Annotated in this window: 11 protein-coding genes; 10 read left to right on the forward strand and 1 reads right to left on the reverse strand. The window is 28.5% G+C overall.

Going from position 1 to position 14326, the window contains the following annotated elements:
- Positions 1-6: 6 nt before the first annotated feature.
- A complete protein-coding gene (locus tag BV55_RS0109480) occupies positions 7-531 on the reverse strand; it encodes a DUF4825 domain-containing protein (protein ID WP_029452589.1) in 525 nt (174 codons plus the stop codon).
- 91 nt (positions 532-622) lie between these two features.
- On the opposite strand from BV55_RS0109480, the gene BV55_RS0109485 reads away from it, so the two are divergent.
- The 10 genes from BV55_RS0109485 to BV55_RS0109530 all read left to right on the forward strand — a co-directional run bounded on the left by BV55_RS0109485 (position 623) and on the right by BV55_RS0109530 (position 14247).
- Positions 623-1333 carry a LytR/AlgR family response regulator transcription factor gene (locus BV55_RS0109485; RefSeq protein ID WP_029452590.1) on the forward strand — a complete coding sequence of 237 codons (711 nt, stop codon included), beginning with the start codon at positions 623-625 and terminating at the stop codon, positions 1331-1333.
- Between the two features lie 290 nt (positions 1334-1623).
- Positions 1624-2475 carry a sensor histidine kinase gene (locus BV55_RS0109490; RefSeq protein ID WP_242850872.1) on the forward strand — a complete coding sequence of 284 codons (852 nt, stop codon included), beginning with the start codon at positions 1624-1626 and terminating at the stop codon, positions 2473-2475.
- An 89-nt stretch (positions 2476-2564) separates the two neighbouring features.
- Positions 2565-4352 carry an ABC transporter ATP-binding protein gene (locus BV55_RS0109495; protein WP_029452592.1) on the forward strand — a complete coding sequence of 596 codons (1788 nt, stop codon included), beginning with the start codon at positions 2565-2567 and terminating at the stop codon, positions 4350-4352.
- Complete coding sequence (locus tag BV55_RS15140; RefSeq protein ID WP_051652475.1) at positions 4349-6199, forward strand: ABC transporter ATP-binding protein; 1851 nt, start codon at positions 4349-4351, stop codon at positions 6197-6199. The genes BV55_RS0109495 and BV55_RS15140 overlap by 4 nt, the downstream gene beginning before the upstream one ends.
- A 165-nt stretch (positions 6200-6364) precedes the next feature.
- On the forward strand, positions 6365-7111 hold the full coding sequence (locus BV55_RS0109505; protein ID WP_029452594.1) for an alpha/beta hydrolase: 747 nt from the start codon (positions 6365-6367) through the stop codon (positions 7109-7111).
- A 606-nt stretch (positions 7112-7717) separates the two neighbouring features.
- Complete coding sequence (gene abc-f, locus BV55_RS0109510) at positions 7718-9610, forward strand: ribosomal protection-like ABC-F family protein (RefSeq protein ID WP_029452595.1); 1893 nt, start codon at positions 7718-7720, stop codon at positions 9608-9610.
- An 85-nt stretch (positions 9611-9695) separates the two neighbouring features.
- The gene (locus BV55_RS0109515) at positions 9696-10376 is read left to right on the forward strand and encodes a response regulator transcription factor (RefSeq protein ID WP_029452596.1); all 681 of its coding nucleotides are present in this window, start codon (positions 9696-9698) and stop codon (positions 10374-10376) included.
- Entirely contained in the window at positions 10367-11383 is a 1017-nt protein-coding gene (locus tag BV55_RS0109520) for a sensor histidine kinase (RefSeq protein ID WP_029452597.1), read from the forward strand. The genes BV55_RS0109515 and BV55_RS0109520 overlap by 10 nt, the downstream gene beginning before the upstream one ends.
- Before the next feature lie 112 nt (positions 11384-11495).
- A complete protein-coding gene (locus tag BV55_RS0109525; RefSeq protein WP_029452598.1) occupies positions 11496-12266 on the forward strand; it encodes an ABC transporter ATP-binding protein in 771 nt (256 codons plus the stop codon).
- Positions 12256-14247 (forward strand): ABC transporter permease, encoded by a 1992-nt coding sequence (locus BV55_RS0109530; protein WP_029452599.1) that lies wholly within the window; start codon positions 12256-12258, stop codon positions 14245-14247. Before BV55_RS0109525 ends, BV55_RS0109530 begins: the two co-directional genes overlap by 11 nt.
- Positions 14248-14326: the final 79 nt, after the last annotated feature.

Here is a 14326-nt window from a genome sequence, read left to right on the forward strand (position 1 = left end):
AACTTACTAGTTATTTAAAAACTTTTCAAATGAATTATCATCTTCAAATAAGTTTTTTAAATTCCCACCATATTTTTGTTCTAAATCTTTTCTATTATATTTATAAGACTTTTCACCTATTTCATCTACATTAAATTCTATAACATCAGCATTTTGTATAAGGGATAATAATACTACTGCATTCTTTTCTAAAAGCTCATTAATGTTTTTACTACTCCAAAATTCATTATAATCTTTTTTGTCTAAATTTTGGTTTGCTTTATAGTTAATAGTTATTCCGTATGGCTCTTTATTAGTTTGCAAACTAAAGCCTGCATTATAAACATTAGCAGGTAACTTTGCTATTATATTTCCTACAGCACTATTATCACCTACATATGAATCTTTATATTTAATTAAATCATATGTTTTAACTTGCAAAGTAGGTTTTGTATCTTGATTTGATATTTTGGGAGGATTACTTTCACAACCTATCAAATTTAATGATAACAATATTATTACTGGTATTAATATTTTGAATTTATTTTTCATATAATTCCTCCTATTTTATAGCATATTAGATTAAAAACATATACTAGGTTATGGTATAATTATAACATAAGTTCCAAAGAGGGGTGAGGGCATGAAAATAGCAATTGTTGAGGATGAAAAGATTCATCAGGATTATTTGGCTGCAATGCTTAAAGGTGTAGCAAAAGACTATGGCATGGTATTATCGCTGAGGGTTTTTGATAGTGCTGAGGCCTTTTTATTTGCTTTTGAAGAAGAAAAAGTGGATGCAGTGCTATTGGATATTCAACTTAAAACTATGAATGGTTATGCCCTTGCTGAAATTATTAGACAAAGAGATAAAAATATACCTTTAGCTTTTATTACAGGAATAAAAGATTATGTTTTTGAGGGGTACAATGTAGATGCTTGTGGATATATTCTTAAACCTATAAAAGTGGAGAGTGTATACCAACTCATGAATAAAATTATTAAGAAGCTAAGTTCAGTTGAGAAATCTTTAATAGTTAAGACTAAAGATGGGATTATTAATCTTTACGAAAATGATATTTATTATATTGAGAGCTCAAATCATAGTACTATTTTACATATAAATAAGGGGAGTTATGTTTCAAATACAAAACTTAGGGAGTGGGTAGAAGAGCTTTCAAAGGAAAGTTTTTTTAAAGTCCATAGATGCTATATTATCAATTTAGGTATGATTGAGAAGATAGAAAAGACGGAGGTTTTAATGAACAATGATACTGAAATTCCAATTGCTAGAGGAATGTGGGAAGAACTCATGATGGCTTATTTAGCTTATAGAAGGAAGGTATATCATTAATGTTTATCCGAAGTTTATTATTGTTTTTATTAATTTATAGTTTTGCTAGGAATACAAATCTAGATAAAAATATTAAGATTTACGTTATTGGATTAGCTCTCATAGTCTTATGTGGTATAACAAAAGAGATAATTGTATTTTTGAATTTGGATTATTGGTATTATAATTTTTTAATCTATGGCTTTCAGAGTTTAATAATATCTATATATTTAATTTTTTATAATAATGATGTATTTATTCAACAGCTAAGATGGTTTGTACCACTTGTTTTATCTTATATCTTTATTGTCTTGTACAAGCCATATGCAGGCGGAGGGATAATATTTGCATTTATATGTTTATGGATAATTTTATTGTTTCATAAAAATGTTACTAAAAGAACCTTTATTCCTTTAATACTCATGTCTTTGTCTATGATTTTTGTTGAAGCTTCTAATAGTCTTTTAATTGCTATAGTTATGATGGTTATAGCCTTTGATCAATATGCATCTTCAAAGGAAAGTGAAAGTTATAGAAATATGGAGCTTTTCCAAAGAAAATTGCTTTCTCATCAGTATGCGGAAATAAAGGATATTTACATGAATATGAGGGGTTGGAGACATGATTATCATAATCATCTGCAAACCATGAAGGCTTATTTATCCATGAATGAACTTAAGGAGTTGGATGAATATCTTTTTAAGGTTGAGAAGGATTTAGATGCAGTAGATAACTTGGTAAAGTCGGGAAATGTCATGATGGATGCAATTTTAAATAGTAAAATAAGTATTATGAAACGTCATAACATAGAGGTAGATTTTAAGGCTGTTTTACCAGAGGATTTGAAGATAAATGATGTGGACTTATGTGTAATGGTTAGTAATCTTCTTGAAAATGCTATTGAGGCTTGCGTTCAAGTGCCAGTAGAAGGGCGCTTTATTAGAATTTATGCAGATGTTTATGGATCACAATTTTATATGTCCATACAAAATAGTTCTAAGGAAAACTTAGAGTTTAATGCAAGAAACTATATTTCAAATAAACGTGGTGAGCATGGTTTTGGAATGAAAAGGGTTCAGCTTTTAGTTGATAAATATAATGGGTTTCTTAATTTGCAAAATGAACCTGGGATATTTGCAAGTGAGATTACCATACCATTTTAATATGTACAATTCACGTAGAAAAACTGACAATTCACGTCAGCTTTTTTTATATAAATTAAAAGATGATACTATTATATTGAGGTGATTTTATGGGTACTAAAATTAAAAACACGAAGTTTTGTTTAAATAGGTGGAGAAAAGAAGAAGGTGTACTAGGTCCTATTTATGCCATGTTATATATAGTACTTAAAACATTGAATTGTATTTTTGTGATTTTTTTAACTAGTAATGCTATTTTTATATTAGAAGAGAAGGGAGATCCTTTAAAGGCGCTTTTTATTATAATGGTCATGGTAAGTAGTTATGCACTTTCATGTACCTTTGAAAACTATTGTTACCAAAAGTTAAATGCTAGCTTATTTTTATATAGAATACTTGAAATGCCACATCTTTTTCTTAAATTCTTGAAATTGCCTTATGAATATATTGAAAGTAGTAAGGGAAAAAAGGATTTTGAAAAGGCCTATGAAGCCATTGGGGTAGGTAATGAAATTGGGGTTGAGGAGGTTACTCGAAGCCTATTAAATTTAGTAGTGGATTTATGCTCTTTAATAATATTTGCATTTGTATCTGCTAGACTACATCCGCTTATTATGATAGTGCTAATTGTAACTGGTTCTTTTAGAGTTATTAAAGATGTGAAAAATAGAAAATGGATTTTAAATCATCAAGATGAGAAAAATTCTCTTGTTTATGAAAATTATTATTTATACAGAAAGTGCTTGGATGATAAGATAGGCAAGGATGTAAGAATTTATAAAATGCAAAAATGGTTTTCTGATAAATTTAGCTTTTTACGTGATAAAATCATGTTTTATAATAATAAAAGAGAAATCAATAATTTTAAGGCACAAGGAATTGGACTTTTATCAGGGCTATTTAGAGATGTTATTTGCTATGGCTACTTAGTGTATAGGGTTACAAAGGGTTTATCCATAAGTGATTTTGTTTTATATCTTGGGGTAATTGGTGGTTTAAATATATGGATTAAGAATATATTTCAGCATTATGCTAGCTTTACAGAAAATATTATTATTGTAGATAATTTAAGGACATTCCTTTTAGGAGAGGAAATTGGAGAAGGTAAATATGAATTAACAATACCAAAGTCTAAAAACTACACTTATGTTTTTGAAAATGTTAGTTTTTCTTATGAGGGGGGTATCCCTTTATTTGAAAATTTAAACTTAACCATTGAGGGTGGCGAAAAAATAGCTCTTGTAGGAGCAAATGGGGCTGGAAAAACCACTTTAGTGAAACTTATGAGTGGGCTTTATAAGCCAAAGTCAGGAAGAATACTTATTAATGGTGTGGATATTTCAAAAGTTAATCCAACGGAAGTATTGAAACTTACTGGTATTGTGTTTCAGGACATCAAGGTATTTCCAGAAAGTATTGTGCAAAATATATCTTGTAAATTAGAAAAAGATAGTGATGAAGCATTAATAAATAAGAGCTTAAAAGGTGCCAGTTTCTATGAAACAGTACAAAATTTAGTTTCAAAAGAAAAAACTATTCTAACTAAGAACCTAGATGAAAATGGTGTGGAGTTTTCTGGTGGACAGTATCAAAAATTAATGCTAGCAAGGGCCCTTTATAAAAATGCTGAGGTTTTAATTTTAGATGAGCCAACAGCTGCATTAGATCCTTTAGCGGAAGCAGATATGTATTTAAAATATAATGAATTTACAAAGGGAAAGACCTCACTTTTTATTTCACATAGATTAAGTTCTACACAATTTTGTGATAGAGTTATTTTTCTTGAAAAAGGTAAGATAAAGCAGGATGGTAGCCATGAAAAGCTAGTTAGGGAAGAGGGACCATATAGAGAAATGTTTTTAGTTCAAGCCCATTATTATCAGGAGGAAGTAATATGAAGATAGGTAAATTGCATAAAGATGCCTTTAAAATAATGAAGAGATTTCACTCCTTAGATCATTCTATGGGGCCCCTTATTATAGTAAGTGCTTTTGTAGCAGGTTTAGTTCCATTTATATCCATAGCCTTTAGTGCTCCTATATTAAATGAGCTTATAAATAAACAATACAAAGTTGCATTTAAATACTCAATAATAATGGCGGTTATGACTTGTGTTTTTGGAATTTTATCTGAGTACCTTAATAAATTGGTTAATGCACGATCAACAGCTCTTTCTATGAAAATTGAAAGTATGATTCATGAAAAACCCTTAAAGCTTGATTATGCAAGTCTTGAAGATGGTAATGTTATAAAAGATTTCACAAGTGCTTTTATGGCACTAAGATATAAGGGTAATTATGCAACTCTTTTAAAAGATTATGCAAAGCTTTTGCAAAATATTATTTCTTTTATATTTGCCCTGACCTTAACTTTGAAATTATGTATTAGTGATGGAAAATCTAATTATACATGGTTAAATACTATTACGAGTCCTTTGTTTTCCATTATGTTTATTTTAATAATAATTATTTTAATAAGCGGTGTCATGGGGAAAGTTGTAAAGTGGGCACAAAATGAAATAAGCGAATTATTCGAAGTGAAACTGGATAGTGAGAAGAGATTTGCTTATTTGGCTAGAATGATTAGGGATGAGGATATGGTTAAAATGGTCCAATCCTATGATGCGGAAGATTTAGTGTCTGATACTTTTAGCAAAACAAGTAAATTAATAAGAAAGAATTATAAAAGGGAATGTACATTTTGGAATATCAGCTCTGTTGTACAGGCTTTTTCAAGTGCACTTATTACTGTGTTATCTTATGGAGTGGTTACTTTGAAGGTATTAGCAAATGCTATAAGTCTTTCGAGCTTTTTAAAATATAGCCAGGCAATTATTAAAATGAATGAAGCTATTCTTAATATGGTTTCGGTTAATGAAGATATTTCGGAAATAATGGTATACATGAATAAGCTGATGGAGTTTTTAGATTTAGAAAATAAATTTGAAACAGGATCAATTCCTATTGAAAAGAGAAGTGATCATGAATATAAGTTTTGTTTTGAACATGTATGGTTTAAGTATCAATGTAAGAATGATTATGTATTAAAGGATGTTTCTTGTGAGTTAAATCTTCATGAAAAGGTTGGTCTTATAGGACCAAATGGGGCAGGCAAAAGTACATTTATAAAGCTCTTATGTAGACTTTATGAACCTACAAAGGGAAGGATAACATTAAATGGAGTGGACATAAGAAAATATAATTATGAGGAATATTTATCATTATTTTCAGTGGTGTTTCAAGACTTTGGATTATTTTCTTTTAGTTTAGGAGAAAATGTAGCAAGCTCCATAGATTATGACCAAAATAAAGTAAAACGTTGTTTAAATAAAAGTGGTTTAAATCATTTTGAAGATAAGATTTATGAAAATATTAATGAAGTTACAATGATAAGTGCGATTGGAAGCAGTGGCAAAAGTGAAAAGTTTAGCGGTGGAGAAAAGCAAAAAATAGCAATTGCAAGAGCACTTTACAAGGACGCCGCATTAGTAATTTTAGATGAACCAACTGCAGCTCTTGACCCCTTAAGTGAGTATGATATATATCAAAGATTTGACTCCTTAGTAGGTGATAAAACTTGTGTTTATATATCACATAGAATGAGTAGTTGTAGATTTTGCTCTGATATTATTGTACTTGACATGGGAGAAATTGTTGAACGTGGTAATCATGAGAGCTTATTAAAAGATGGTAAGTTATACAGCGAAATGTGGAATGCCCAAGCTAAATATTATACTGCGAACTAAAAGGGGCCTCCGAAGCCCAAAAAATTATTGACTCTTTTAGCTTAGAGTCCGATTGCATGAAATCATCAATATCCCTTAAGCATCTAGTATCCCAGGGTCCCAGTAAATTACAAGGTACAAGCATTTTATATTAAAAATTAGTGCAAATATAAAAGGAGATATAACATGAAACAAAAAAGGTCTTTTAAATTTAAAGTTTTTAGAGGTATTGCTATTTTTCTAATAATAATGGTTTCAACATTTTTTGTATATGTAAGTTCATATTATAAGTCTAGTTCTTTAGCTTTGGATGCTTTGAAATCTGATTCTTTGGTTACGGTAGAGGAAAATGGAGATATTTTATTTAAACCAATATATAATAATAAGAACATAGGATTTATTTTTTATCCAGGGGCAAAGGTAGAAGCTTCAGCATATGCACCTATAGCAAAGGAAATAGCATCAAAGGGATATACGGTTGTTATTGCTAAAATGAGCTTTAATTTAGCTATATTATCTCCTAATAAGGCAGAAAATATAGTAAGTAAGCATAAAGACATTAATAGCTGGGTTATAGGAGGACATTCTTTAGGTGGAGTTATGGCAGCAGATTATGCACTTAAGAATAATAAAATAAAAGGGCTAGTATTTTTAGCATCATATCCTAAAGATAAAAAAGATTTTACTAGTAACCAAATTAAGGTTTTGTCCTTATGGGGGAGCAATGATAAAGTAGCGAATTTGAATAAAATAAAAGAAGCCAAAAACGTTATGCCATCTGACTCAGAATTTATTGAAATAGAAGGTGGAAATCATGGTGGATTTGGAGATTATGGATATCAAAAAGGAGATGGAGATGCCTTTATAACAAATAAAGAGCAAATGAGTGATACATCAAAGTCTATTCTAAACCTTTTAGATAATTTAAACTAAGGTTAGTATCTATTAGCTATTTTATATTACCATATTTACTTATATTTCTTTACATGGTATAATAACCAAAGAATATATTAAGGAGGAATGTAAGTTATGATACCAACTAATTGCTAATTAAAATATTAATTTTACCTAAAAATTAATAGTCTGTTCTATTAGAGTATTGTTTTCACATAGATGTGGAAGGTGTATTTGTTGTACTCTTTTATGGAATTAGCAATTTAGAAGATAACTTACGTTACTAAAATATTTATATTTAATAAGATGAAAAGGTTTAATGATTTATATAGGGGTAGTATAGTGTTTTGAAGCTTAATATGATGTTAGCTTTAATTTAGTTAATATTAGTTTTAAGTTAAAGTGAACACTACCTTTAAGGATACCTACTTAAAATCTTTAATAATTTCTAATTTTATCTTAACTAAATATAGTAATTTTGTGTTTTAGACTGTAAGAGGAGAAATCTTCTTATGGTCTTTTTGTTTTACTAAAAATACTTGATCAAGTTATAGTAATAAGCATTCTAATTTGCTTTGATAATAATAGAGTTTGGCGAAAAAGGTAAAGAATAAAAAAAGTAAAGAAGGAAAAGAGGAATTTATTATGATGGAATTATCGTTTAATAATTTAAAGAAGTATCTAGATGCCACTCTAGTGCTTGAAAACATAAGTTTTAGTATTTATGATACTGAAAGAGTTGGTATAGTTGGTGTAAACGGAAGTGGGAAAAGTACTATATTAAAAGTAATAGCAGGGGTAGAGAAAATCACTAGGGATGATAAAGGATTTATTTCTATACCTAGAGGAAAGTCTATTGGTTATCTTGAGCAAGTTCATAATTATGATGACAATCTTAAGGTAAGGGAGATTTTGAACTTGGCCTTTAGTGACCTTGAACTTATGGAAGAAAAAATGAAGCTTATGGAAGAGGAAATGAAGCACTTAACAGGAGAGAAGCTAGAGATAACTCTTAAAAGATACAGTGATATTCAGCAAAGTTATGAGGTTAAGGGTGGCTATGAAAGGGAAGAAAAATTAAGCAAGGTATGCACTGGACTTAATTTTTTGGAAAGTTTTTTGAGTAAAGATTTTAGTATATTAAGTGGAGGTGAAAAGACCACTGTGGTACTTGGGAGAATTCTACTTGAAAGCCCTGATATATTACTCTTAGATGAACCTACAAATCATTTAGATATGCAGGCTACAGAGTGGCTTGAGGGTTATTTAAAGAGTTACAAAGGCATGGTTATTATAGTATCTCACGATAGGTATTTTTTAGATAATGTAGTAACAAAAATTATAGAAATAGAAGATGGGGAATGTGAAACCTATAAAGGAAACTATTCAGAATTTGTAAGGCAAAAGGACGAAAATATGCTTATACAATTTCATCAATTTAAAGAGCAACAAAAACAAATATCTGCTATGGAAAAGACCATAAAGGATCTAAGAGATTGGGCACAAAGGGCAGACAATAACAAATTCTTTAAAAGGGCAGCTAGTATGCAAAAAAAGCTAGATAAAATGCAAAAGATTAAAAAACCTAAATTTGATAAGCAAAATATTAAGCTGGATTTTAACACTGTAGAAAGGTCTGGAAATCAAGTTGTAATTGCAAATAGTTTAAGTAAGAGCTATGAGGAAAAGCAGCTATTTAAGGATACAAACTTACTAATTAATTTTAAAGATAGAGCAGCATTAATAGGATCAAACGGAAGTGGAAAAACTACATTTTTAAAAATGCTACTAGGGGAAGAGGCTACAGATGAAGGTAGTGTTAGAATTGGAGAAAGTGTAAAGGTGGCATACTTACCTCAGAATATAACTTTTAAGGATGAAGAATTATCCGTAGTTGACTCTTTTAGAGAAGACTTTATGATACTTGAAGGTAAGGCTAGAGAGTATTTATCAAAGTTTATGTTCTTTGGAAGTGATGTATTTAAAAAAGTTAATAAACTATCAGGCGGGGAAAGGGTTAGACTTAAGTTAAGCAAACTCTTATATGAAGAAATAAATTTATTAATATTAGATGAGCCTACTAACCATCTGGATATAGATTCTATTGAAGCATTAGAAGAGTCATTAGAATGTTTTGAAGGCACCATACTCTTTATATCCCATGATAGATATTTTATAAATAAAATGAGTAGCAGAATAATAGAAATTAATAATAAAACCTTTAAGAACTACTTAGGTAATTATGATAATTATAAAGAAGAAAAGGATAAGCTTAAGGTAGAGGTTGTAGAAGAGAAAAAAGAAAGGAAAGAAAAGATTAAAGTAGTAAAAAAAGTAGATGATAGACCAAAGGTAGATAAAAAGATAGCTAAGATTGAAGATGAAATATCAATTTTAGAGGAAAAGATAAAAGAAATAGATGAAAAGATGAACTCTTTAAAAGATAGTTATAGTGAATTAAATGAGCTTTATACTGAGAAAGAAGAGCTAGAAAGTAAGTTATATGATGTAATGGAAAAGTGGGAAGCTCTTATATAAGCTATGTTGTTATAAAAAGATTTGATATATACTTTAATAAGATGCAAAACAAGAAGATAATAGGTTTATTGATTAGGAGGATAATATGGACACAAAGAAAATTTTTATTATAGAAGATGAGGAAAAGATTAGGAAGGAACTAAGTACATTTTTAAATAGATATGGATATGAAACTAGTTATTCTTTAAATTTTGAAAATATAGTAGAAGAAGTTATGAAAGAAAAATATCATTTAATTTTATTAGATATTAATCTTCCTTACTATGATGGTTATTATATTTGTAGGGAAATTAGGAGAAGAAGTTCTGTGCCAATAATAGTGGTAACAAGTAGGGATAGTGAATTAGATGAACTTATGAGTATGAATTTAGGAGCAGATGATTTTATAACAAAGCCTTATAATACTCAAATACTTTTAGCTAGAATATCTTCTATAATAAGAAGAACCTACAGTGATTCCGATTCAGAGATATTGGAATACAAAGGACTTTTACACAACTTATCCATAAGTGAAGTGGAATATAATAATAAAAAAATAGAACTTAGCAAAAATGAAAGCAAAATATTATATGTTTTAATAAAAAATAAGGAAAAGATAGTATCTAGGAATGAGATAATAGAAGCTTTATGGCAATCAGATGAATTTGTTGATGATAATACATTAACAGTAAATATAAATAGATTAAGAAAAAAGCTAGAAGAAATAGGAGTAATAGACTATTTAAAAACTAAGAGAGGTCAAGGGTATATATTAATATGGAATTAATGGATTTCATTAAAGAAAGAATATTATTTATAATTATAAGTTTATCTATACTAATATTTAGTTCAATATTACTGGCTGCTCTAAGGGTAGACTCTTATGCTATTTTTTTTATTTTTATACTTAATTTTATTGGGGTATCCATATTTCATGTATATGATTATTTTAATAAAAGAAAATATTACAATGAGTTAATTTCAAATTTAGATAGGTTGGATAAAAAATATTTAATTTCAGAGGTGATAGATGATGGGAATTTCCTAGATAGTAAGATTTTATATTACGTAATTAAAGAAGCTACTAAAGCTATGAACGATGAAATTGCTTCTTTAAAAATAAATAATAATGAATATAGAGAATATATAGAACTATGGGTTCACGAGGTAAAGACTCCGATATCTAGCTGTAAGCTACTTATAGAAAATAATAAATCAGAGATTACAAAAAGCATAGATGAAGAAATAGATAAAGTTGAAAATTATATAGAACAAGCACTTTTTTACACTAGAAGTAATGCTTTAGAAAAGGACTATATAATAAAAGAATTAAATTTAAAAAGCTCTATTAATAAAGTTATAAAAAGAAATGCTAATACATTAATAGAAAGAAAAATAAAAATTGAAGTAAAGGATTTAGAGGCAATTGTTTATTCGGATAGTAAGTGGATTGAATTTATTATAAATCAAATAATATCCAATTCCATTAAATATATGGGGAAGGGTGAAGGTACAATCAAGTTCTATACAAATAATATAGGAGAAAATATTATGTTGAACATTGAAGATACAGCCACTGGCATGAATGAGAAAGATGTAATTAAGGCTTTTGAAAAGGGGTATACTGGAGAAAAGGGACGTCAATTTGGGAAATCCACAGGCATAGGTTTATATCTATGCAAAAAATTAGCCATGAAACTTGGACTTGGAATAAGTTTAACTTCAGAAATTAATGTTGGAACTAAAGTATCCATAATATTTCCTATAAATAGAATGATGATTTTTGAAAAATAATTTTAAATATAGTTATATTACAAAAGTGTAAGCTTTCTGTTATGTCATTCTATGGCTCCAGGGCTTAATAAGGCTTACAATTATCCTAAAGACTTAGTAGGAGGAGGATAATATGGAAAAAGAAGTTTTAAGAGTAAGTAATATAGAGAAATATTATGGAAGGAAAGGAAATATTACAAAAGCAATTGATAATATAAGCTTTTCCGTTGAAGAAGGAGAATTTGTTGGTGTTATGGGGGCTTCAGGTAGTGGAAAAACTACCCTTTTAAACTGTATATCAACAATAGATAAGGTAACTAGTGGACATATTCATATATCTGGAAATGATATTACAAAATTAAATTCAAAAAAGGTATCAAGGTTTAGAAGAGAAGAACTAGGATTTATATTTCAGGATTTTAATCTTTTAGATACTCTAACAGCTTATGAAAATATAGCTTTAGCTTTAACTATATTAAAAGTTGATCACAAGGAAATAGATAAAAGAGTAAGAGACATAGCTAAAAAATTAAATATAGAAGAGGTTTTAAATAAGTATCCATATGAAATGTCAGGTGGACAAAAGCAAAGAGTTGCATCTGCAAGAGCAATAATAACAAGTCCTTCATTAATATTAGCAGATGAGCCTACTGGAGCATTAGATTCTAAATCAGCTAAAATGCTTTTAGAAAGCTTAGAAGATTTAAATAAAAGTTTAAATGCCACAATTATGATGGTTACTCATGATGCTTTTTCTGCTAGTTATGCCAGTCGTATTTTATTTATTAAAGATGGAAAGATATTTAATGAATTAGTTCGTGGAAGTGACTCAAGAAAAGAATTCTTTAAGAAGATAATTGAAGTTATAACCCTTCTTGGAGGTGACCAAAACAATGTATTCTAAGCTAGCTTTTAGGAATTTAAAAAGAAGTTTCAAAGATTATACTATCTATTTTCTAACATTAGTATTTGGAGTATGTATATTTTACACCTTTAATTCAATACAATCTCAAAGTATCATGATGGAATTAAATGAGGTTCAAGCAGTAGCTTTTGAACAAGTAGAATCTATAATGGGCTATGCATCTATATTTGTATCCTTTGTTTTAGGATTTTTGATTATATATGCAAATAATTATTTAATAAAAAGAAGAAAAAAAGAATTTGGAATATATATGACGCTAGGAATGGAAAAAGGAAGTTTATCTAAAATAATTTTTATAGAAACTTTATTAGTTGGGATAATATCTTTAGCTATAGGACTCGGTATAGGGGTGCTATTATCACAAGGATTATCAGTGCTAACAGCAAAAATGTTTGAAGTAAATCTTACTAAGTTTAAATTTGTTTTTTCTTCAAGTTCAATGATAAAAACTTTACTTTGTTTTGGTGGTATATATTTAATTGTACTATTGTTTAATTCAATAACTATAAGAAAAGTTAACCTTATTGATTTGTTAACATCATCAAGCAAAAATGAAAACATAAAGATAAGAAACATTTGGATTTCAGTAATAACATTCATTGTGAGCTGCTTTATTATTGGATATGCATACTATATGATTTTAAATAGCGGAGTAGCTGAATTGGAGTTTAAAGTAAGTGGCTTAAGTATATTATTAGGTACAGTTGGGACCTTTTTATTTTTCTTTTCTTTATCAGGATTTTTATTAAAGCTTGTTCAAGCTAATAAAAAACATTATTTAAAAGGGCTAAATATGTTTGTATTAAGACAAATAAATAGTAAGATAAACACAGTATTTATATCTATGTCTTTTATATGTTTAATGTTATTTTTCGGAATTTGTATGTTTTCAGGAGGCCTTGGTATAAATAGCGCTATGAATTCAGATATAAAAGATTTAACCCAATATGATTTAACATGTTGGAATTTTAATGGAGCTAATATAGAAAAGGTATTAGAGGAAAATGGAGTAGATTTAAGCAAGTATTCTAATGAATATGTAAATTACACAAATTATAATAGTGGTTTTAAATATAATGATATTTTATCAGAGGAAGGAAAAGAAAAACTTAAAAGTTATTATCCCGTAAGCTCAAATCAAGCAGTTCAAGTTATAGGAATATCAAAATTTAATGAAATCATGAAGATGGCAAAGAAAGATACGATTAAATTGGACAGGGATGAATATGCAATCTTTACAGATATAAAAGATTCTATAAAGGTGTTTGATAAGATTTTAGATTCTAATAAGGAAATAAATATAGATGGATTTAAATTAAAACCAAGTGAAGTTAATGTAATGGAAGTTGTTGCTTATGATTATATGATGAAACGTAATTTATGTACTATTATAGTTAATGATTCTGTTACAGAAGAGCTAACACCTGTAGGTTCTTTCTTAAACTTAAATTATAAAAAAGATAAAAAGGATATAGAAAAATTAATTAAAGATGAGTTGGACCCTTTAGTGGAAAAGGAAAAAGGCAGTTTGTATTATATTACAATAGATGAGTTAGTGGCACAATCATCAAGTTTTGGAGCAATAATATCTTATCTAGGTATTTATATTGGAGGAGTATTTTTAATAACTTCAGCAGCTATATTAGCACTTCAACAGCTATCTGAATCAACGGAAAATGTAGAAAGATATAACCTATTAAGAAAAATAGGGGTAGATGAAAATGAAATTAATAGATCTTTGTTAAGTCAAATAGCAATATACTTTATAATGCCATTATCCTTGGCATTGATACATTCCATGGTGGGACTAAAATTTTCTCAGAAAATAATAGGCCTAGTCGGGGGCACGGGAGCAATGAGTAATGTATTAATTTCACTATTTGTATTAATCCTTATATATGGTGGATATTTTATAGCAACTTATTTTGGAGCAAAGAAAAATATAAGCCAAAGAATATAAGAGCGCCTCTGAGGTCTAAAAAATTACCAGGTACAAGCATTTTATTATACTAAATTGTGAGCATAATTTGATTTAAGCT

The organism is Clostridium algidicarnis, from assembly GCF_000703125.1.
Taxonomy (GTDB): domain Bacteria; phylum Bacillota; class Clostridia; order Clostridiales; family Clostridiaceae; genus Clostridium_L; species Clostridium_L algidicarnis.